Origin of the sequence: Oceanimonas baumannii, from assembly GCF_002245495.1 — a bacterium.
In the GTDB taxonomy this organism is placed as follows: domain Bacteria; phylum Pseudomonadota; class Gammaproteobacteria; order Enterobacterales; family Aeromonadaceae; genus Oceanimonas; species Oceanimonas baumannii.
The window spans coordinates 108,208-128,850 of sequence record NZ_NQJF01000013.1 but is presented as its reverse complement, the minus strand read 5'-3'; the positions used below and the strand labels follow the sequence as shown (position 1 = coordinate 128,850).

Below are 20,643 nucleotides of genomic sequence, written 5' to 3'. Positions count from 1 at the left end.
GCATCCTGCATTCTCCTCATAGGGGCGTTGAGAACTAATGTGTTTTTGGCGAAATTCATTAGATCAAACGGCAGGGTGCGCGTCTACCTCTCTGATTCAGAAGAGAATTATGAGGGGATTCGCTAGACGCCGGCGTTGTGTTATCGAGCTATTTGTTATTCGCTCTTATGCTCCAGGGCCTTACCTTCGCCAATTTCAATCCGGCGGGGTTTAAGTGCTTCGGGCACTTCCCTGAGCAGGCTGATACGCAACAGACCATGTTCCAGTTTGGCATCCTTCACCTGTACATGATCGGCCAGCCGGAACTTGTGTTCAAAATCCTTGCTGCTGATCCCCTGATAGAGATAACGGCTCTCTGCAGCTGGCTGCTCATGCTTGCCTTTCACCAGCAGAGTATTCTGCTCTACCGACAGCTCCAGCTCACTTTCGGCGAAACCGGCCACTGCCACCGTGATCAGATAACGGTCTTCATCCTGCTTTTCAATGTTGTAAGGCGGCTGATCACTACTCTTGCCGTGCAGCAGGTGCTCCAGATCCCCCACCAGGCGATCAAAGCCAATCGCGGAACGGTAAAGCGGGCTCATATCAAAACGACTCATACTCCTATCCTCCAATCGCAAGCAATAGGTTAAATGGTGTTGTGAAAAAACAATGGTTGTCAGCCGATGCTGATGGTTCTCGGCTTGGCAGCTTCCGGCACTTCCCGAACCAGATCGATATGCAGCAGGCCATTTTCCAGATCGGCACCGGTCACTTTAATGTGATCGGCCAGCTGAAAACGGCGCTCAAAACCACGTTCGGCAATCCCCTGATACAGGTAGTTACGACCGCCCTGCTGTTCCGGAGTCTTGTGGCCTTTCACCATAAGCGTGTTTTCATGACTGGTAATTTCCAGCTCACCCCGGGCAAAACCGGCTACTGCCATGGAGATCCGGTACTGGTTTTCGCTGAGCAGCTCGATGTTATAAGGGGGGTAACCGTTGTTTCCGCTGCTGCCGTTATTGGCGGCATTTTCCATCAGGGACGCCAGGCGATCAAAACCGATGGCGGAGCGGTACAGGGGTGAAAAATCGAAGCGTGACATAAATCTATCCTCCAGTGAGCGATATTGATTTGCCCTCCAAGCGGACGGGCGGTACGGGCCCTCAACTGAGCAACCCGCCTTGTTCACTGAAAGATATAAGGACTGGCTTTCACACTTTCAAGCACAGAGCTGAAAATTTTTTGTACGTTTAGTGCGCATTGTCATGACCGTCGGTTACCGCGCCATAAGAAGCCGAGCCCACGGTACGAGCATATTTGGCCAGCACACCCCGTCGATAACGGGGCTCGGGAGGCTGCCAGCGAGACAACCGATCGGCAATTACACTGTCGGTCAGCTGCACTTCCAGCCGGTTATGCTCCGCGTCTATGGTAATAATGTCACCGTCTTCCAGCATGGCCAACGGACCGCCCTGCCGGGCTTCAGGCGTAATGTGTCCCACCACAAAGCCGTGACTGCCACCGGAAAATCGACCATCGGTGATCAGCGCAACCCCCTTTCCCAGTCCCTTTCCCATAATGGCCGACGTTGGGCTCAGCATTTCCCGCATACCCGGCCCCCCCTTCGGCCCCTCATAACGAATCACCACTACATCGCCCTTCTGTACCGTGCCGTCAAGAATGCGTGCCAGAGTTTCCTCTTCCGAATCAAACACCCGGGCCGGGCCGGTAAAGCCCAGACCTTCCTTGCCGGTAATTTTGGCTACCGCGCCACCTGGGGCCAGATTGCCATAAAGAATACGCAGGTGGCTGTCGGGTTTGATGGGGTTGTTAAACGGGCGAATAATGGCCTGGCCGTCAGGGTAAGGCTGCACGCCGGCCAGGTTTTCCGCCAGCGTCTTGCCGGTCACCGTCAGGCAATCCCCGTGTAACAGGCCGGCATCAAGCAACATTTTCATCAGCGGTAATATGCCACCGATATCCACCAGCTCAGACATCATGTAATGACCACTGGGCCGCAAATCCGCCAGCACTGGCACACGCTTGCCAATACGGCTGAAATCATCAAGCGTCAGTTCCACTCCCACAGAATGGGCCATGGCGAGCAGATGCAGCACCGCATTGGTAGAGCCGCCCAGGGCAATCACCAGCGTGATGGCATTCTCAAAAGCAGGCCGACTCATGATATCGGACGGCCGGATATTCTGTTGCAACAGATGCAGCACTGCTTCGCCGGCCTGCTGACAATCCCGTATCTTGTTTTCCGAGGTCGCATTCTGGGACGAGCTGCCGGGCAGACTCATGCCCATTACCTCGATGGCTGAAGCCATGGTGTTGGCGGTATACATACCCCCACAGGAGCCGGCACCGGGAATGGCGGTTTCCTCTATCTGTTTCACCTCAATGGCTTTCATGTCACCTTTGGCGTGTGCTCCCACAGCCTCAAATACAGAAATAATATCGGTGTGGTTCACTCCGGGCAGGATGGTGCCGCCATAAACGAATATCGCAGGCCGGTTAAGCCGGCCAAGAGCAATCAGGCAGCCGGGCATATTCTTATCACAGCCACCGATAGCCACCAGGCCGTCAAAGCCTTCACAACCGGCCACAGCCTCAATGGAATCGGCAATGATCTCCCGGGACACCAGTGAATATTTCATGCCCTCGGTGCCGTTGGCGATACCATCAGAAATGGTAATGGTGTTAAAAATAACACTCTTGCCGCCGGCACCGTCGGCGCCCTTGGCAGCTTCTTCCGCCAGACTATGGATATGCATATTACAGGGAGTCAGGTTGCTCCAGGTGGAAGCAATACCCACCTGAGGCTTGTGAAAATCGTCGTCGGTAAATCCCGTGGCCCGTAACATGGCCCGGGCCGGTGCCCGCGCATTGCCATCCACCACCCGGCTGGAATATTTACGACTGTGATTACTCATAATGAATGCCCCCTGTCAGAACCCGTTCATTCTCCCTTCAGTGTAGTAAGTTCAGGGTAATTTCTGGTCCGGCCAAAGTGTCTGGTTTGCGATACCCCATGTCCCGGTCACGCGCGTAAGCTCTCCCTCTGGCGGGCAGGATAAAACGGCTATCCATTATGAACCAGGAGTTGAGTTATGCTCGCCGACCCTTCCCGTAAATACCCTCGCGCCGATGTTTTGTCTCTTGCAGAGCGAAACTGGCCGGCCAACACCCTGAGCCAGGCACCCCGCTGGTGCTCAACCGATCTGCGCGACGGCAATCAGGCCCTCGTTAACCCCATGAACCGGGAACAGAAAATGCGGCTGTTCGAACGGCTGGTCCAATGTGGTTTCAAGGAGATAGAAGTGGCCTTTCCGGCAGCGTCCAATACCGACTTCACCTTTGTACGTGAACTGATCGAGCAGAAGCATGTCCCGGAAGACGTCTGGATTCAGGTCATTACCCAATCACGGCCGGATCTGATTGAACGCACCCTGGCCGCCCTGCAGGGGGCACCCCGGGCGATTGTGCACCTGTATAACGCTACCGCACCTTTGTTCCGTGAATTGGTGTTCCGTCAGGACAAGGCAGCCACGATCGCGCTGGCAGTACGCGGCGTGACACAGATACGTGACCATTGCGATACCCATAGCCACACCGACTGGGTACTGGAGTATTCACCCGAAACGTTCTGTTTCACCGAACCCGAATTTGCGCTGGCTATCTGCACCGAAGTGATCGAAACCTGGCAGCCAAGCGATGCCCGACCGCTGATCCTTAATCTGCCGGCCACGGTCGAGGTCAACACACCCAACGTCTACGCCGATCAGATTGAATGGTTCGTGAGCCGGCTGCCGGTCACCGAGCATGTAACCATCAGCGTGCACCCCCACAACGACAGAGGAACAGGAGTCGCCTGCGCCGAGTTGGCCATGCTGGCAGGTGCCACACGGGTTGAAGGTTGCCTGTTCGGTAACGGCGAACGCACCGGTAATGTGGATCTGGTAACCCTGGCACTCAACCTCTATACCCAGGGTATCAGTCCAGGGCTGGACTTTTCCGGGCTGCGAGAGCTGGTCGCTCTGGTAGAAGAGTGCAACGGCCTGCCAGTACATCCACGCCACCCCTATGCCGGCGAACTGGTATTCACGGCCTTTTCCGGGTCTCATCAGGACGCCATCCGCAAGGGGTTTGCCGAGCAGGCGCGCCACCCCGATGCTCCCTGGCGCATCCCCTACCTGCCCCTGGACCCTGCGGACGTCGGCTGTGACTACCAGGCGGTGATCCGGGTCAACAGCCAGTCAGGCAAAAGTGGGGCCGCCTGGCTGCTGGAGCAGAACCACGGTCTGCAACTCCCCCGCCGCCTGCAACAGCATTTCAGCCGGCGGGTACAGGAGGCGACAGACATTACTGGTAAGGAGCTGCCGGTCGCGGAGATATGGGCACTGTTCAGGCAGGAATATGGCCTGACCGAGCCGGCCCGGCTGACGCTGGTGGATTACGCCAGCGAGTCCGGCGATAACGGGCTTACACTCAGGGCGAAGATAAATACCAACGGTGAACACATTTCGCTGCAGGGACACGGCAATGGCCTGTTATCCGCCATGATGGATGCCATCAACCACCATTACGGCCTGTCACTCGACATCGTCGACTACCATGAGCATACCCTGGGCCAGGCAAGCCGCAGTAAGGCAGTCGCCTATCTGGAGTGCCGCCATGGAGAACTCAGTCGCCATGGCGTAGGTATCGACACGGATTCGGCCAGGGCGGGACTGCAGGCGGTGATCAATATTACCGGCGCCGCCCTCGCCGATCAGTTTCCCAGATAGGTAGTGGGCGATACCCCCAGACGACGCCGGAACATGGCACTGAAAGCGCTCTGACTGTCGTAACCCACCGCCAGTGCCACATCCAGTACGGTATGACCGGCCGCCAGGGCTTCCAGCGCCTCCAGCAGGCGTTTGCGCCGCAGCCATTCCCCAAAGGTCAGGCCGGTTTCTCGCTGAAACTGACGGGAGACGGTGCGCTCGCTTACACCCAGCCAGGCCGCAGCCCGGGACAGCGACCAGGGCTGGTACAGCAGGCGATGCACCTCCTGCGCCAGGGCTTGTAATTCGGGGCTGGCAAGTCCCGGTAGATTCAGGCCAAGCACAGGTAACACCCGCAACTCATCCAAGATCAGTTCCATTACCCGTTCGGCCCGGCCGCCGCTGTGGTAGTCGTCAGGAATGTCGATAGCGGCCACGATCAACGCCTTGAGCAAATCGCCGATTTCCACAACACAGCAATCGGCAGGAAGATCAGCCCGGGCAAGGGAGTCGATAAACAGGGTGCGCAACTGCACAGGGCCGTTCATGCGCAGCTGATGCGGGGTATATGCCGGCACCCAGACACCCCGCCCCGGCGGAATAATCCAGGTACCCTCCCGGGTGTCCACCCGCACAATGCCGTTGAGCGCCTGGATCAACTGGGCACAGGCATGCTGATGCTCCGGCTCATGGTCGCCATGGCGGTAATCCTTGGCATAGGCCTGCACCGGCCGTACCGGGCTATGTTCATTAAACAGCACTGGAGTCCTTCCCTCTGGTCTCAGACAACGGGAACCATGGTAAATAAAAAAGGGAGCCATTGGCTCCCTTTTATGTTGCTGTATACGGCGTTATATATCCAGGTTGGCCACCCTCAGCGCATTGGTCTCGATAAAGTCGCGACGCGGCTCCACGTGATCACCCATCAGGGTAGAGAACAGCTGGTCGGCGGCCACGGCGTCCTCAATGGTCACCCGCAACATCCGGCGGGTTTCCGGATCCATGGTGGTCTCCCACAGCTGCTCCGGGTTCATTTCACCCAGCCCTTTGTAGCGCTGTACGTACAGTCCACGCTTACTTTCGTTCATCAGCCAGTCCAGAGCTTCAGCAAAGCTGGACACCACCTTGGTCTTTTCGCCGCGTTTCACATAGCCGCCTTCCTCAATCAGGTTGGCAATGCCCTGGCCCAGCTCCACTATGCTGCGGTATTCGCCGGAGGCGAAAAAGTCATAGCTGATCGGAAACTCGCGCTCAATGCCGTGCTGACGCACCTTCACCCGTGGCAGGTGACAGTTGCGCTCTTCCGAGAACACCGCATCCAGAAGGTACTGGGTACCGTTGGTGTTGCTCTCTACCAGCGACTCATTGACCGCCGCCAGCCAGGCGTTGACCTGAGCTTCATCGGTCAGGGCTTCCAGGCTCAGCTCGGGCTGATAGATCAGCTCGTTCAGCACGATTTCCGGCGCCCGGCGGGACAGGCGCTGGATCAGCTCCTGTACCTTGCGGTAGTCGTTCACCAGCTTTTCCAGCTGCCCGCCGCCGATGGCCGGGGCCGACTCGTTCACGTGCAGGGTGGCATTGTCCAGGGCCAGGCTGGTCTGGTACTGCAACATGGCAGGTTCGTCTTTCAGGTATTGCTCCTGCTTGCCCTTTTTCACCTTATACAGAGGCGGCTGGGCAATGTAGACATAACCGCGTTCGATGATCTCCGGCATCTGCCGGTAGAAGAAGGTCAGCAGCAGGGTACGAATGTGGGCACCGTCGACGTCCGCATCGGTCATGATGATGATGTGGTGGTAACGCATCTTGTCGGGGTTGTACTCATCGCGGCCAATGCCGCAGCCCAGGGCGGTGATCAGGGTGGCCACTTCCTGAGACGACAGCATCTTGTCGAAGCGGGCCTTTTCCACGTTCAGGATTTTACCCTTGAGCGGCAGAATGGCCTGATACTTACGGTTGCGCCCCTGCTTGGCGGAGCCGCCCGCCGAGTCACCCTCCACTATGTAGAGTTCGGACAGCGCCGGGTCTTTCTCCTGGCAGTCGGCCAGCTTGCCGGGCAGGCCGGCCAGATCCAGGGCGCCCTTGCGCCGGGTCATTTCCCGCGCCTTGCGCGCCGCTTCCCGGGCCCGGGCCGCGTCGATGATCTTGTTGACCACGATCTTGGCGTCGTTGGGGTTCTCCAGCAGGAACTCCTGCAGACGCTCAGCCATGGCCTGTTCCACGGCGGTCTTCACCTCGGAAGACACCAGCTTGTCTTTGGTCTGGGACGAGAACTTGGGATCGGGCACCTTGACCGAGATGACCGCGGTCAGACCTTCCCGGGCATCGTCACCGGAAGCCGATGTCTTGGCTTTTTTGCTGAAACCTTCCTTATCCATGTAGCCGTTCAGGGTACGGGTCAGGGCCGCCCGGAAACCGGCCAGGTGAGTACCACCGTCGCGCTGGGGAATATTGTTGGTAAAGCAGAAGATGTTCTCCTGATAGGAGTCGTTCCACTGCATGGACACTTCCACCGAAATACCGTCTTCCCGCTCGCTGGTAAAGTGAAACGCCTTGGGATGAATAGGGGTCTTGTTACGGTTCAGATATTCCACAAAAGCCTGAATACCGCCTTCGTACTCGAAGTGCACTTCCTTGCCGTCACGCTCATCCAGCAGCTTGATGGACACGCCGGAGTTGAGGAAAGACAGCTCGCGCAGACGCTTGGCCAGAATGTCGTAATGGAAATTGGTGTCGCTGAAGGTCTGATCGCTAGGCCAGAACCGGATTTGCGTACCAGAGCGGGTAGTATCACCTACGGCCGCCAGCGGCGCTTCCGGCTCACCATGACGATAGGTTTGCTCATGGACCTTATTGTTGCGCCAGATGGTCAGCTGCAGTTTTTCCGACAGGGCGTTTACTACCGACACCCCCACACCGTGCAGACCACCGGATACTTTGTAGGAATTGTCGTCGAATTTACCGCCGGCATGCAGCACGGTCAGGATGACTTCGGCAGCGGAGCGGCCTTCTTCCTCGTGAATGTCTGTTGGTATGCCCCGGCCATCATCGGACACGGAAACAGAGCCATCGGCATGAATGGTGACAATAATGTCCTTACAGTGGCCGGCCAGCGCCTCATCGATTGAGTTATCCACCACCTCAAACACCATATGGTGCAGGCCTGTACCATCATCCGTGTCGCCGATATACATGCCCGGACGCTTGCGGACTGCATCCAGACCTTTCAATACCTTGATACTCGAAGAGTCGTAAGTGTGTTCACTCATTGGCTTGCTTGCACTCCTGGGTTTCGGTGATTTCACCCTGTTTCACGTGAAACAGCTTACTGTTATCCCGTGTGATCATGTCACCGAGCTGGTTAGTATCGATAGCGGAGATAAAGACCTGGGCCTGCAGCTCGTTCAGCCGCCCGGCCAGCAGTTTCCGCTTATGTTGGTCCAGCTCGGACGCAAAGTCGTCGATCAAAAAAATACAGTCCTTACCGGACTGCTGCTTTAAATACAGCCCCTGGGCCAGCCGCATGGCGCACACCAGCAATTTGAGCTGGCCGCGGGACAATAAGTCCTGCACTGGCATCCCCTGAGCTTTTATTCTTATCTCGGCCTTGTGCGGCCCAGACTGGGTATAGCCCAGCTTAACATCCCGCTCAAACCCCTGCTCCAGCACGGTGGCCAGATCGGATTGCCGGTCCCAGCCCCGGAAAAAGTCGAAGCTGAATTCATATTCCGGCAGAAAATCGGCGGCAATGGCCGCAATAACCGGTGCTATGGCCTCCGCGTAGTCCTGCCGGAAAACGCTCAGTGTTTCACCAGCGGCGACCAGTTGTGGCTCCCAATAGCCCAGTTCCCGGTAAGGCCGTTGTTGTCGCAGCAGCGCATTACGCTGTTTCAGCAAACGTCGAAAACGGCCCCAGGCGGCAAAAAATTCCGGATGAGAGTAAAACAACCCCCAATCCAGATAAGCACGCCGTAACTTGGGCCCGCCGGTCAACAGATTATACCCTTCCGGGTGGATCAACTGAATGGGCAGAATATGAGCGAGATCGGCCAGACGCTCGGCAACCCGTCCCGCCACCTTGAGCCGGGTGTTTCCCCCCCGGGTTTTGGACAGGCCGACCGGCAGGCCTTCTTCTGTATTGCCCTGAATCCGGGCAAACAGGGTAAAAGCCTGTTCACCCTGCTGGATCACCCGACCGGTGAGATGAGTACGAAACGAGCGGCCCACACCAAGGTAATGAATGGCTTCGAGAAGGCTGGTCTTGCCACTGCCGTTGGCTCCTACCAGCACATTGATACCCGAGGCCGGCACCAGCCGGCCATGGCGAATGTTACGGAAATCTTTTAACTGAAGGTTAAGCAGGGCCATATTACAGCCGCATGGGCATTACCACATAAAGTGCATCGCCATTGTCTTCGGCTTCAATAAGACCACTGCTGCTGGCATCTTTCAGGCTGATTTTGACCTGTTCCGATTTGAGGGTACCAAGCACATCGAGCACATAGGAAACGTTAAAGCCAATCTCCAGATCACTGCCGTCATACTGCACATCCAGCATTTCTTCGGCTTCTTCCTGCTCCGGGTTGTTGGCAGTGATTTTCAGCGTCTGCCCCTGCATATTCAGGCGCACCCCGCGAAACTTCTCGTTGGACAGAATCGCCGCCCGGGTAAAGGCCTGCTTCAGGCCTTCACGATCGCAGATAAGCGTTTTGTCACTTTCACGGGGCAACACCCGGCGGTAGTCAGGGAAACGACCATCCACCAACTTGGAAGTAAAGGTAAAGCCCTGGGTTACCGCACGCAGGTTGTTCTTGCCGACCTGCAAGCGAACCTCCTGATCTTCATGCTCCAGTAACTTGGCCAGCTCCAGCACGCCCTTGCGGGGTACAATGACCTGCTGGGACGGCAGTTCCTGCTCCAGCTCACGCTGACAGGTCGCCAGACGGTGACCATCGGTGGCCACAGTGCGCAGGCTGTGACCGTCGGTTTCAAACAGCATGCCATTCAGGTAATAGCGCACATCCTGAATCGCCATGGAAAACTGGGTCGCTTCAATCAGCTTCTTCAGTGCCAGCTGGTTAATGTCGAATTCCAGTTCGGAAGACCACTCTTCAATATTGGGGAAATCTTCTGCCGGTAAGGTCGACAGGTTAAAACGGCTGCGACCGGAGCGCAGCAACAGCCGCTCTCCTTCCTGGCTGAAGATCAGCTCAGCGCCGTCGGGCAGACCGCGGCAGATGTCCAGCAGCTTGCGCGCCGGCACTGTGGTGCGGCCAGCGGTGACGGCACCTTCCAGCGGTACTCTGGCCACCATTTCCACTTCAGTGTCCGTGCCGGTCATTGACAGGGAGTCCTCACCCACACTCAGCAGAATATTGTTGAGAATAGGCAGGTTGGGCCGCCCTCCCAGGGCACTGGATACCAGTTGCAAAGGGCGCAACAGGGCTTCGCGGCTGATGGTAAACTGCATGGGGCTCTCCGATCAGGAAGACAGGGTTCGAATCAGGTTGGAATAATCTTCCTTTATATCATGACTCTCTTCCCGCAGCTGGCCAATTTTGCGACAGGCGTGCAGCACAGTGGTGTGATCCCGCCCGCCAAAAGCATCGCCAATTTCCGGCAATGAATGGTTGGTCAGCTCCTTGGCCAGAGCCATGGCCAGCTGCCGCGGCCGGGCTACGGAACGGGAGCGACGCTTGGACAGCAAATCCGCCACCTTGATCTTGTAATACTCCGCCACCGTTTTCTGAATGTTATCAATGGTGACCAGCTTTTCCTGCAACGCCAGCAGATCCCGCAGCGCCTCGCGTACGAAATCGATATTAATGGAGCGGCCGGTGAAGTTGGCGTTGGCGATCACCCGGTTCAGCGCTCCTTCCAGCTCACGCACATTGGAGCGCAGCCGCTTGGCAATAAAGAAAGCGACTTCATCAGGCAAGTGGATCTTGTTCTCAGCGGCCTTTCGCATCAGGATCGCGACCCGGGTTTCCAGCTCAGGAGGCTCAATCGCCACCGTCAGACCCCAGCCAAAGCGGGATTTAAGACGATCCTCGACCCCGTCGATCTCTTTAGGGTAACGATCCGAGGTCAGAATGATCTGCTGATTGCCTTCCAGCAACGCATTAAAGGTATGGAAAAACTCTTCCTGGGAACGTTCCTTGTTGGCGAAAAACTGAATATCGTCGATCAGCAACGCATCCACACTGCGGTAATAACGCTTGAATTCCTCAATGGCATTATTCTGCAGTGCTTTCACCATATCCTGTACAAAGCGCTCAGAGTGCATATAGATGACTCTGGCATCGGCCTTACGCTCGCGAATGCCATTGCCCACCGCATGCAGCAGGTGGGTCTTGCCCAGACCGGTGCCGCCGTAAAGAAACAACGGGTTGTAGGCACCACCCGGGTTGTCGGCCACTTGCCGGGCGGCGGCCCGGGCCAGCTGGTTCGACTTACCTTCAACAAAGTTGTTAAAGGTGTAGTTGGTGTTCATATTGCTCTTGTGATTGATCCGCGGCTGCTCCGCTTCCTGCTCACTCCATGAAGGCACCACCTGAGGCTGCGGCTGCGGTTTGCTGCTGCGTTGGCTCTGGCCATTACTGCCGGCCATCAGATTAACCTGAGCGCGCTTGTTACCCACCTCAAACTTGAGCTGAGGGCATTGGTTGCCACAAAACTCGCCCAACAGGCCATTAATACGGATAAGGTACTTGTCTCGTACCCAGTCCAGCACAAAGCGGTTGGGAGCGAACAGGGTCAGGGTCTCATCGCCCTGCTCTGCCTGCAGCGGCCGGATCCACATGCTGAATTCCGCGGAAGGCAATTCGTCCTGTAGCCGGGCAAGACACTGCTGCCAAAGCATAGCGCTCATTCGAACTCCTGAAGTAAAGGGATCAATCAAGGGGGGGATCATTCTACTTGTCGGACTCGAGGATCTCTAGCCGGATCGACCTGATCCTGAAAAATATGATCCTTGACATCTGTGAATAAACCACAACCTCATTCACAGGATCCTCAGTTTTATAAACAAGCTACACACAGATTGTGTCCGCTCTGGTGAACAGAAGATCCCTGCCATTTGCGGGATCCTGGTCAAATGTGTATTGATAACTATTATTGCTTTGTGTCATGGTAGCTCCTGACCCTGACGGGTAGCTTTGTTTTTTCCATCACATCGAGGAGTTTTGGCATGAATATAGTTAAGTCTCTGGCTGGCCTGGTGCTGTTGTCTGCTGCCCTGCCCGCTCTGGCTGATGAGTGTACTCTGACCATCGACAGCAACGATGCCATGCAGTATGACCAGCAGGAACTGAGCGTGCCCGCCAGCTGCAAGGAAGTGACCCTGACACTGAACCACACCGGTAATCTGGAAAAAAAAGTAATGGGCCATAACTGGGTACTGAGCAAAACCGAAGACATGCAGGCCATTGCTACCGGAGGTATCAGTGCCGGTGCCGATAACGATTACCTGGACACCAGCGACGAACGCATTCTGGCCCACACCGCGCTGATTGGCGGTGGTGAAAGCACCTCTGTAACCTTCAGTACAGAGGGCATGGCCGCAGGCGACGATTACAGCTATTTCTGCTCCTTCCCCGGCCACATCGGCATGATGAAAGGCAAATTTGTTATTACCGAGTAAACTCTGCCCATATCACTTCGTTATCTGTGCCGGCGTCAGCCGGCATTTTTATTTATTTTGCTGTTCCCCTTCCGTCTGCACAAACCTCCCTAAACAATCCCCATTCCCGGCACCATGTCCTTGAGGCATGACCTTGTGAGCATATGTCATTTGAGCCATTAGCACGGACTCTGCACACTGAAGCGCAATGTTGAAATAGTTTTCGGTTTTCCAGTCTATTTGACTCTATTTCTAACATAATCAACAGGATATGCAGTACCCGATCATGGAGTGATTCTTTATGTTACTGACCAATATACGGCCCGTGGTATTCTGGCCGACCTTTTTATTGCTGATCAGCGCCCTGCTTGCCAGCTATCAGGATCTGGACACCTTTCTCGCCATCACCAAGTCGCTGAACAGCGCTATTCTCGATAACTTTTCCTGGCTGTTCAGCCTGGGCAGTCTCTACCTGCTGGTGCTGGCAATGATGGTGTACTTTTCACCCCTGGGCCGCATCCGTATTGGCGGAGACCAGGCCGAGCCACTGCTGAGCCGCTGGCGCTGGTTCTCCATTACGCTATGTACCACCCTGGCAGTGGGTGTACTGTTCTGGACCACCGCCGAACCCCTGTATCATCTGTTTGGTCCGCCCGAAAGCGCCGGTCTGGATGCCGGCTCTCCCGACGCCGCCCGCTTTGCCATGGTTACCATGTTTTTGCACTGGTCCTTTACCCCCTACGCCATCTACACCATCCCGTCCCTGGTGTTCGCTCTGGCCTTCTACAACCAGCGTAAACGCTTTTCCATCGGCAGTATGATTGAACCGGTACTGGGTCCGCGTCTGACCCGCCGCTTCGCCAGTGTGATCGACGCCATTGCCCTCTATGCTCTGGTGGCCGGCATGGCCTCATCCCTGGGCACCGGAGCCCTTACCTTGGCCGGCGGTGCCGGTCAATACCTGGGCGGCGACACCAGTCCGTTACGCCTGGGCGTGATCATTGCGCTGATCGTCACTACCTTTGTATTCTCCGCCGCCAGCGGCCTGAAGAAAGGCATCGCCCGTATGTCGGCGCTCAACGCCTGGCTGCTGCTGTTCCTCGGCGCGTTCATGTTCTGCTTCGGCCCCAGCATCTTCATAATCTCCCTGGGTACCGAGTCTCTTGGCCTGTATCTGGATACCTTCTTCTCCCGTAGCCTGTTTACCGGCGCCGCCGCCAGCGATCCCTGGCCCCAGTGGTGGAGCATCTTCTACTGGGCAGTCTGGTTCGCCTGGGCTCCGGTCACCGCCCTGTTCCTGGGCAAAATCGCCCGGGGTTACACGGTGCGCGAGTTCATTCGCATCAACCTGGTGTACCCGGCGCTGTTCGCCATTGTGTGGATCTGCATCTTCTCCGGCACTGCTATCTACCTGGACATGCAGCAAGCTGCCGGTCTCAACGACGTGCTCAACAACAAGGGTGTGGAGCATGTGCTCTATCACATTTTTGAGCAGCTGCCGGGCAGCCATCTGATGATCGTGCTGCTGCTTTTTATCGCCTTTATCTCCTACGTCACCGCCGCCGACTCCAACACCGATGCCATTGGCGGCCTGTGCACCCGAGGCCTGACCGCCGACAGCGATCTCGAAAGCAACATTGGCATCAAGGTGCTGTGGGGTACGGTGATCGGCACCGTCTCCTGGGTAATGGTGTCCTTTGTCGGCATCGACGGCGTCAAGATGCTATCCAACCTGGGTGGCCTGCCTGCCATGTTCATTATTTTGCTGGCCAGCGGCTCGCTCTGGCACTGGCTGTCGAACCCGGCCCTGGTATCGTTCGCCGCTGAACCGGCCGACGCCCCCCATTCATCCGCCATCGAAGGAGTTCCAGCCAATGCACATCAAGCATGAATTTCCCCGTCGAGTACGTGAAATCGAGCACACCCTGATCCCGCTGCAGGATGGCACTCAACTGGCGGCTCGCATCTGGCTGCCAGAAGACGCGGAGCAGAACCCGGTGCCCGCCATTCTGGAGTACTTGCCCTACCGCAAGCTCGATGGCACCGCGGTGCGCGACGCCCTCACCCATCCCTACCTGGCGGGCCACGGCTATGCCTGCGTGCGGGTGGACATTCGCGGTAACGGCGAGTCCGACGGTCTGATGCTGGATGAATATCTCCAGCAGGAGCAGGACGACGCTCTTGAAGTTATCGACTGGATAAGCCGTCAACCCTGGTGCAGCGGAAAGCTGGGCATGATGGGTATCTCCTGGGGCGGCTTCAACAGCCTGCAGCTGGCCGCGTGCCGGCCCGAACCGCTGAAGGCGATCATCACCATCTGCTCCACCGACGACCGTTATGCCGACGACGTACACTTTAAGGGCGGTAACCTGCTGCTGGAAAATCTGGGCTGGGCTGCCACCATGCTGAGTTTTTCCGCCGCCGTACCTGACCCCCGGCTGGTGGGCGACGACTGGCTGGAGCGCTGGAAATACCGACTGGAGAATATGCCGCTGCTGGCTCAACCCTGGGTCGAGCACGGCACCCGGGACGCTTACTGGCAGCACGGTTCCATTTGCGAAAACTATGCAGATATCGAGGCAGCGGTGTACTGCATCGGTGGCTGGGGCGATGCCTACCGCAATACCCCGGTGCGTATGATGGAACACCTGACCTGCCCTAAAAAGGCACTGATTGGCCCCTGGATCCACAAGTATCCCCACTTCGCCATTCCCGATCCGGCCATCGGCTTTTTGCAGGAATCGCTACGCTGGTGGGATCACTGGCTCAAGGACATCGATACCGGCATCATGGACGAGCCCGAATGTACCTTCTATTTGCAGGAAGCCCAGCCGCCGGTAGCCATGGCGGCCCATCGCGCCGGTAACTGGGTGCAGACCGAGGCCTGGCCTGCCCGCGAGGTCAACACCAGAACCTTCAGCCTGACCGACGGCGGCCTGCGCGAAGGTGAGCACTCGCTGACCAGCGCAGCCTCGATCTGCTCCCCGCTGACCACGGGCGTGCACGGCGGCGAATACTGCGCCATTTGGTTCGGCCCGGACTTTCCCACCGATCAGCGCCGGGACGATGCCCAGTCGCTGTGCTTTGACAGTCCCCCCTTGAGCGAAGCGCTGCCGCTGCTGGGTAACCCCAGAGTACGCTTGACCGGTGCAGTAGATCAGGACTGTGGCCAGGTCACGGTGCGCCTGAACGATGTGGCTCCCGATAACCGTGCGACGCTGATCACCTATGGCACCCTTAACCTGAGCCTGCGCCATGACCGCGCCGAGTACACCCCGCCGGTGCCGGGAGAAAACATGGACTTTGAGATAGTGCTTGACAACATGGGTTATAAAATCCCCGCCGGTCACCGGCTGCGGGTGGCCATTTCCACCGCCCATTTCCCATTGTTGTGGCCCAGCCGCAAGCTGACCACCCTGACCCTGGCTCCCGGCGTCCAGCAACTGTTGTTGCCGGTTTTTGACGGTGAAGCCATCGACAACCCATTCCTGCCACCCGAGTCGGCACCGCCAGTAAATATGGACTACCTGCGCGAGCCCGTACCCAGGCGCACCATTACCGAAGACGTAGCCAGCGGTGAAGTCTGCCTGCGGGTAGAGGACGACATGGGCACCTACCGCTTTCTCGATCACGGTTTCTGGGTGGAGCAAACCGCTACCGAAGAATACCGCACCCGGCCTTATGATCCCGATGCCACCCGGGCCGACATTCGCTGGCTGTACCGGGCCGGCCGCGATGACTGGCAGGTACGGGTAGAAAGCACCCTCAGCATGCGAGGCGACGAAAACTACTACTACCTGAGCGCTCACCAGCAAGCCTGGCTCAATGATGACGAGCCCTTTAACGATAAGCTCTGGGAATATCGTATTCCGCGCCAGGCTCAGTAGCCATCAGGGAACAGCGGGAGTAAAGTAATGCCTGTTGTCAGCCATCACCTTATGCACCGCCATGTCTCAACGGATCTCGCCACTCCCGCCCCTCAACTGTCTGCAGGCTTTTGAGGCGGCGGCTCGCCGCCGCAGCTTTACCCAGGCCGCCGCCGAACTCAATCTGACCCAGAGCGCCATCAGCCGACAAGTCAAACGACTGGAAGAGTGCCTGGGCCGACCGCTGTTTATGCGTGACGCCTTGGGCGTGGTGCTGACGCCGGCAGGAGAGCGCTATTTCGAGCTGGTGCAAAGGCTGCTGCGGGAACTGGCCTGCGGCACGGCCGAGCTGACCCGACGCCAAAGCAGCCTGCAACTGACCCTGGCCTCCAGCCCGACCGTCGCATCCATGTGGCTGACCCGCCAGCTGCCCGAGCTGAAACAGGTCTACCCGCAGCTCGACATTCGAATCCTTACCGCCGAGGATCCGCGCCGGCTCGATCCCAGCGAGTTCGATTTGGCCCTCTATTACCTGCTGCCCGGCGAACGGGAACCGGAGGGAGTGCATATTCGCCCTGTGTTTGGCCCGGAGCCGGTGATCGCCCTGTGCAGTGCAAGCTACTTGCAACAACAAGGCCCTATTACCGGGCCGTCATCCATTTTGGAACAGCACACCCTGTTGGAACTGGAAGATCATTACCACGACTGGCTTACCTGGCGGGACTGGTTTGCCGGCATTGAGCAGCCCTGGCATACGCCGGCCCACACTCTCAAAGCCAACAGCTATTTGCTGCTGATGCAAGCAGCGCTGGCCGGTCAGGGCATAACCCTGGGCTGGGAGCGACTGCTGCAGCCTTACCTGCAGGAAGGCGCCCTGGTACAGGCCTTGCCCCAAAGCATGCTCAGCCAGGGTTTTTTGTGCCTGCTGGAGCCCAGCCATCGTCACGCCTCAGTAGCAGCTCGTCAGTTTATGCAATGGCTTCTTAAGGAGTAAGTACTTACAATTTATTCTATTTATTTAATGAGTTATTTTCACCAGCCCAACTCCTTTCCCGGTTAAAAACGTGTAAAAAACTGGTCTCCCGGTTTTGGCTGGTATAAAAAGACTCCCGTCATTTATGCTGTAATGATATCGGGCGCAGTTGTTACGCCCGGGTTTTAATGAGGAGAGTTACCATGTTTGCATCCCTTCGCCGTCTGGGCACCGCCCTGGCCCTGTCCGCCACCCTGCTCACCCCCGCCATGGCCGCCGATCCGGTTAAAGTAGGCATGTCGGGACGCTATTTCCCTTTTACCTTCGTTAAACAGGACAAACTGCAAGGCTTCGAAGTGGATGTCTGGAACGAGATCGGAAAACGTATTGGACGGGATGTAGAGTTTGTAACCACTAACTTCTCCGGTTTGTTCGGCATGCTGGATACTGGTCGCATCGATACCATTTCCAACCAGATCACCGTGACTCCCGAGCGTCTGGAAAAATACGACTTCGCCGACCCTTACGTGTATGACGGTGCACAGATTGTAGTGCGCAAGGGTAACGACAGCATTCAGGGCCTGGACGATCTCAAGGGCAAGAAGGTGGCGGTCAACCTTGGCTCCAACTTCGAGCAGATGATGCGCAAGCACGACACCAACAACGAGATCGACATCATCACCTACGAAACCAACCTGGAGCAGGACGTGGCTCTGGGCCGGATTGATGCTTTTGTCATGGACAGAGTCGGCTCCGCCCAGTTGATCAACGAAGCAGGTCTGCCACTGCAACTGGCCGGCAAGCCTTTTGAAACCATGGAAAACGCCTTTCCCTTTGTAAGAAAGCCCGAACAGCAGGCGCTGCTGGCCGAGGTAAACCAGGCACTGGCCGATATGCGTGCCGACGGCTCGCTTGAGGCCATTTCCGAAAAATGGCTGAACGCCGACATTACCAGTAAATAATTCCATGCAATTTGATATCGACTACACCCTGGCGCTGTTTCCCATCCTTCTCAAGTACTTGGGCACCACCATGGAAATGGCGCTGCTGGGCTTTGTATTCGCGCTGATCATCGCCGGCACCCTGGCGGTGATCAGAACCTTTGAGCTGCCGGGACTGAATGCCCTGGCCCGGCTGTTTATCTCGTTTTTCCGCGGAACGCCGCTGCTGGTTCAGCTGTTTCTGCTGTATTACGGCCTGCCCCAGATCATGCCCGTCTTTATCGGCATGAACGCCTTTACCGCCGCCGTGATCGGTCTGACCCTGCACTTCGCCGCGTATATGGCCGAGTCGATTCGCGCCGCCATTCTGGGTATTCACAAAAGCCAGATGGAAGCAGCCATGAGCATCGGCATGACCCGGGGTCAGGCGATGAAACGCATTATCCTGCCCCAGGCGGCGCGTATTGCCACACCTTCGCTGATGAACTACTTCATCGACATGATCAAAAGCACCTCACTGGCCTTTACTCTGGGGGTGGCGGAAATCATGGCATCGGCCCAGAAGGAAGCCTCGAGCAGCTTCAAGTTCTTTGAGTCGTTCATTGCCGTGGCGCTGATCTACTGGGCGGTGGTGGTGTTTTTCACCCACCTGCAGGGCCGGCTGGAACGCCGTCTGAACGCGGCTTATTAACCAGAGGCACCATGATCAAATTACGTAATCTGACCAAGGTCTATCACGGCCAGACGGTACTGAATGACATCAGCCTGGACATCAACAAGGGCGAAATAGTGGTGATTCTGGGCCCCTCGGGCACAGGTAAATCCACCCTGCTACGCTGTCTTAACCTGCTGGAAACCCCCGAGGCCGGCAGCCTGGAGATCGACGGCTTTACCATCAATCTGGCCAAGCACAGCGGTAAACAAGCCATTGAGCTGCGCAAACGCACCTCCTTCGTGTTTCAGAACTACGCCCTGTTCGCCAACAAGACCGCCCGCGACAACATTGCCGAAGGGCTGATCACCGTATGGAAAAAAACCAGGGCCGACGCACAAACAGAAGCTCTGCGCATCCTTGGTGACATCGGCCTGGCAGACAAGGCCGGTGCTTATCCATCATCTCTCTCCGGCGGTCAGCAGCAGCGGGTAGGCATTGGCCGGGCCATGGCCAGTCACGCCAAAGTTATGCTGTTTGATGAGCCTACCTCGGCACTGGATCCGGAATGGGTGGATGAAGTGCTGGGACTGATGAAAAAGCTGGCGCTGGCACACCAGACCATGGTGGTGGTCACTCACGAAATCGGCTTTGCCCGGGACGTGGCCGACCGGGTGATCTTTATGGACGGCGGCCGCATCGTGGAACAGGGCCCTCCCGCCGAGCTGCTGACCAACCCACAGGATCCACGTACCCGCGCCTTTCTGCGCAAGGTACTGCCAGCGGCATAATCTTCAGCGACTGCGTTGATCCCCCCCTCGAGAGCACCGGCCCCGAGGGGGAAACCCAGCTGATTATCCGTCGATCCTCAATATTTTCGCGCAGTAGCGCGTAAACCAAGTTGCCAAGATCGTTGACACAGGTATAATTCTCCACCCTCTGATCCTGATGGATCCGGGAACGATCCGGTCTGGCCAGCATGCAAAAGGCCCGGTTCGGTATTCATGCCATGCAGATTGACGGCAAGCACTTAACTGTTTAGAATTCGGCCTCTTAATTATATGGGTCGTCCCGGTGAGTGCCCGACACTTTGTCATGGCGATCAAACTGTACAGTTAACTGAAGCGGTAATAACAATGAAACGCACTTTTCAACCTTCAAATCTGAAGCGCAAGCGCAGCCACGGTTTCCGTGCTCGCAAAGCCACTGCCGGTGGTCGTAAGGTACTGCGTGCTCGTCGCGCCAAAGGTCGTGCCCGTCTGAGCGCCTAATGGCCCGGCATGCCTTTTCACGGGAGTTACGTCTGTTAACTCCCGCTCAATTCAAAAACGTCTTCGACAACCCCGTCCGAGCCGCCTCTCCTCATATAACACTGCTTGCCAAACCCAACGGTCTGGAACATCCCCGACTTGGTCTTGCTGTACCCAAAAAAGCGCTCAAGCGTGCCGTATGGCGCAACCGGGTCAAACGGGTCGCTCGGGAATCATTCCGGCTGAAGCAGCACAAACTGCCTGCAGTTGATATTGTGGTAATCGCCAAAAAAGGCATCGGAGATGTGCCCAACGACGAACTGTTCGAGCTGATGGAAAGGCTATGGCGCACCCTCTCTCGCCGTTGCAAAAGCTCGGCATAGGCCTGATCCGGCTCTATCAGCTGGTTATCAGTCCTTTGCTCGGCCCCAGGTGCCGCTTTACTCCCACCTGCTCCCAATACGCGATAGAAGCCATCCGACTCCACGGTTTTGTAAAAGGCGGTTGGTTAACTATCAAACGTCTATTAAAATGCCACCCTTTAGGTCCAAGCGGCCACGATCCGGTCCCGACAAAGCGAAGAAACTGA

Annotated in this window: 19 protein-coding genes; 11 read left to right on the top strand and 8 right to left on the bottom strand. The window is 57.0% G+C overall.

Annotated elements, in window-relative coordinates:
- Nucleotides 1-155: 155 nt before the first annotated feature.
- From B6S09_RS15145 to ilvD, 3 genes are all read right to left on the bottom strand, one after another.
- Nucleotides 156-599, bottom strand: a complete 444-nt coding sequence (locus B6S09_RS15145; RefSeq protein ID WP_094279336.1) for an Hsp20 family protein — start codon at nt 597-599, stop codon at nt 156-158.
- 59 nt (nt 600-658) lie between these two features.
- On the bottom strand, nt 659-1,084 hold the full coding sequence (locus B6S09_RS15140; protein ID WP_094279335.1) for an Hsp20 family protein: 426 nt from the start codon (nt 1,082-1,084) through the stop codon (nt 659-661).
- A gap of 148 nt (nt 1,085-1,232) precedes the next feature.
- Nucleotides 1,233-2,918, bottom strand: coding sequence for a dihydroxy-acid dehydratase (ilvD, locus tag B6S09_RS15135; RefSeq protein ID WP_094279334.1), 1,686 nt, complete (start codon nt 2,916-2,918; stop codon nt 1,233-1,235).
- Nucleotides 2,919-3,095: 177 nt separating this feature from the next.
- Here ilvD and leuA point away from each other — a divergent pair, with 177 nt between their 5' ends.
- Nucleotides 3,096-4,772, top strand: coding sequence for a 2-isopropylmalate synthase (gene leuA / locus B6S09_RS15130; RefSeq protein WP_094279333.1), 1,677 nt, complete (start codon nt 3,096-3,098; stop codon nt 4,770-4,772).
- On the opposite strand, the gene B6S09_RS15125 is transcribed toward leuA, so the two are convergent.
- The 5 genes from B6S09_RS15125 to dnaA form a co-directional block, all read right to left on the bottom strand.
- A complete protein-coding gene (locus B6S09_RS15125; protein WP_208321761.1) occupies nt 4,757-5,512 on the bottom strand; it encodes an AraC family transcriptional regulator in 756 nt (251 codons plus the stop codon). The two genes, leuA and B6S09_RS15125, sit on opposite strands and share 16 nt — an antisense overlap.
- Before the next feature lie 90 nt (nt 5,513-5,602).
- Entirely contained in the window at nt 5,603-8,020 is a 2,418-nt protein-coding gene (gene gyrB, locus B6S09_RS15120; protein ID WP_094279331.1) for a DNA topoisomerase (ATP-hydrolyzing) subunit B, read from the bottom strand.
- Complete coding sequence (gene recF / locus B6S09_RS15115; RefSeq protein ID WP_094279330.1) at nt 8,013-9,119, bottom strand: DNA replication/repair protein RecF; 1,107 nt, start codon at nt 9,117-9,119, stop codon at nt 8,013-8,015. Before recF ends, gyrB begins: the two co-directional genes overlap by 8 nt.
- A 1-nt stretch (nt 9,120) precedes the next feature.
- Nucleotides 9,121-10,221, bottom strand: a complete 1,101-nt coding sequence (gene dnaN, locus B6S09_RS15110) for a DNA polymerase III subunit beta (RefSeq protein ID WP_094279329.1) — start codon at nt 10,219-10,221, stop codon at nt 9,121-9,123.
- A 12-nt stretch (nt 10,222-10,233) separates the two neighbouring features.
- Nucleotides 10,234-11,622, bottom strand: a complete 1,389-nt coding sequence (gene dnaA / locus B6S09_RS15105) for a chromosomal replication initiator protein DnaA (RefSeq protein WP_094279328.1) — start codon at nt 11,620-11,622, stop codon at nt 10,234-10,236.
- A 318-nt stretch (nt 11,623-11,940) separates the two neighbouring features.
- On the opposite strand from dnaA, the gene azu reads away from it, so the two are divergent.
- From azu to yidD, 10 genes are all read left to right on the top strand, one after another.
- Nucleotides 11,941-12,393, top strand: coding sequence for an azurin (gene azu / locus B6S09_RS15100; protein ID WP_094279327.1), 453 nt, complete (start codon nt 11,941-11,943; stop codon nt 12,391-12,393).
- 280 nt (nt 12,394-12,673) lie between these two features.
- Nucleotides 12,674-14,263, top strand: a complete 1,590-nt coding sequence (locus B6S09_RS15095; RefSeq protein ID WP_094279326.1) for a BCCT family transporter — start codon at nt 12,674-12,676, stop codon at nt 14,261-14,263.
- Nucleotides 14,247-16,259 (top strand): CocE/NonD family hydrolase, encoded by a 2,013-nt coding sequence (locus B6S09_RS15090; protein ID WP_094279325.1) that lies wholly within the window; start codon nt 14,247-14,249, stop codon nt 16,257-16,259. Before B6S09_RS15095 ends, B6S09_RS15090 begins: the two co-directional genes overlap by 17 nt.
- 34 nt (nt 16,260-16,293) lie before the next feature.
- Nucleotides 16,294-17,232: a LysR substrate-binding domain-containing protein gene (locus B6S09_RS15085; RefSeq protein ID WP_243832854.1), complete on the top strand. Its 939-nt coding sequence runs from the start codon at nt 16,294-16,296 to the stop codon at nt 17,230-17,232.
- Between the two features lie 182 nt (nt 17,233-17,414).
- Nucleotides 17,415-18,173 (top strand): amino acid ABC transporter substrate-binding protein, encoded by a 759-nt coding sequence (locus B6S09_RS15080; RefSeq protein ID WP_094279324.1) that lies wholly within the window; start codon nt 17,415-17,417, stop codon nt 18,171-18,173.
- Between the two features lie 4 nt (nt 18,174-18,177).
- A complete protein-coding gene (locus B6S09_RS15075) occupies nt 18,178-18,843 on the top strand; it encodes an amino acid ABC transporter permease (protein WP_094279323.1) in 666 nt (221 codons plus the stop codon).
- Nucleotides 18,844-18,854: 11 nt separating this feature from the next.
- Complete coding sequence (locus B6S09_RS15070; RefSeq protein ID WP_094279322.1) at nt 18,855-19,595, top strand: amino acid ABC transporter ATP-binding protein; 741 nt, start codon at nt 18,855-18,857, stop codon at nt 19,593-19,595.
- Between the two features lie 345 nt (nt 19,596-19,940).
- On the top strand, nt 19,941-20,075 hold the full coding sequence (gene rpmH / locus B6S09_RS15065; RefSeq protein ID WP_094279321.1) for a 50S ribosomal protein L34: 135 nt from the start codon (nt 19,941-19,943) through the stop codon (nt 20,073-20,075).
- Complete coding sequence (rnpA, locus tag B6S09_RS15060) at nt 20,075-20,437, top strand: ribonuclease P protein component (protein WP_094279320.1); 363 nt, start codon at nt 20,075-20,077, stop codon at nt 20,435-20,437. Before rpmH ends, rnpA begins: the two co-directional genes overlap by 1 nt.
- Nucleotides 20,398-20,643 carry a membrane protein insertion efficiency factor YidD gene (gene yidD, locus B6S09_RS15055; protein ID WP_094279319.1) on the top strand — a complete coding sequence of 82 codons (246 nt, stop codon included), beginning with the start codon at nt 20,398-20,400 and terminating at the stop codon, nt 20,641-20,643. The genes rnpA and yidD overlap by 40 nt, the downstream gene beginning before the upstream one ends.

Bases quoted from the DNA above. Each gene is read 5' to 3' on its own strand.
- yidD (WP_094279319.1), top strand. From the start codon at position 20,398: ATGGCGCACCCTCTCTCGCCGTTGCAAAAGCTCGGCATAGGCCTGATC.
- dnaN (WP_094279329.1), bottom strand. From the start codon at position 10,221: ATGCAGTTTACCATCAGCCGCGAAGCCCTGTTGCGCCCTTTGCAACTG.
- B6S09_RS15090 (WP_094279325.1), top strand. From the start codon at position 14,247: ATGCACATCAAGCATGAATTTCCCCGTCGAGTACGTGAAATCGAGCAC.
- B6S09_RS15145 (WP_094279336.1), bottom strand. From the start codon at position 599: ATGAGTCGTTTTGATATGAGCCCGCTTTACCGTTCCGCGATTGGCTTT.
- ilvD (WP_094279334.1), bottom strand. From the start codon at position 2,918: ATGAGTAATCACAGTCGTAAATATTCCAGCCGGGTGGTGGATGGCAAT.
- B6S09_RS15095 (WP_094279326.1), top strand. From the start codon at position 12,674: ATGTTACTGACCAATATACGGCCCGTGGTATTCTGGCCGACCTTTTTA.
- B6S09_RS15075 (WP_094279323.1), top strand. From the start codon at position 18,178: ATGCAATTTGATATCGACTACACCCTGGCGCTGTTTCCCATCCTTCTC.
- recF (WP_094279330.1), bottom strand. From the start codon at position 9,119: ATGGCCCTGCTTAACCTTCAGTTAAAAGATTTCCGTAACATTCGCCAT.
- B6S09_RS15140 (WP_094279335.1), bottom strand. From the start codon at position 1,084: ATGTCACGCTTCGATTTTTCACCCCTGTACCGCTCCGCCATCGGTTTT.
- rnpA (WP_094279320.1), top strand. From the start codon at position 20,075: ATGGCCCGGCATGCCTTTTCACGGGAGTTACGTCTGTTAACTCCCGCT.
- dnaA (WP_094279328.1), bottom strand. From the start codon at position 11,622: ATGAGCGCTATGCTTTGGCAGCAGTGTCTTGCCCGGCTACAGGACGAA.
- B6S09_RS15080 (WP_094279324.1), top strand. From the start codon at position 17,415: ATGTTTGCATCCCTTCGCCGTCTGGGCACCGCCCTGGCCCTGTCCGCC.
- azu (WP_094279327.1), top strand. From the start codon at position 11,941: ATGAATATAGTTAAGTCTCTGGCTGGCCTGGTGCTGTTGTCTGCTGCC.
- B6S09_RS15070 (WP_094279322.1), top strand. From the start codon at position 18,855: ATGATCAAATTACGTAATCTGACCAAGGTCTATCACGGCCAGACGGTA.
- leuA (WP_094279333.1), top strand. From the start codon at position 3,096: ATGCTCGCCGACCCTTCCCGTAAATACCCTCGCGCCGATGTTTTGTCT.
- gyrB (WP_094279331.1), bottom strand. From the start codon at position 8,020: ATGAGTGAACACACTTACGACTCTTCGAGTATCAAGGTATTGAAAGGT.
- rpmH (WP_094279321.1), top strand. From the start codon at position 19,941: ATGAAACGCACTTTTCAACCTTCAAATCTGAAGCGCAAGCGCAGCCAC.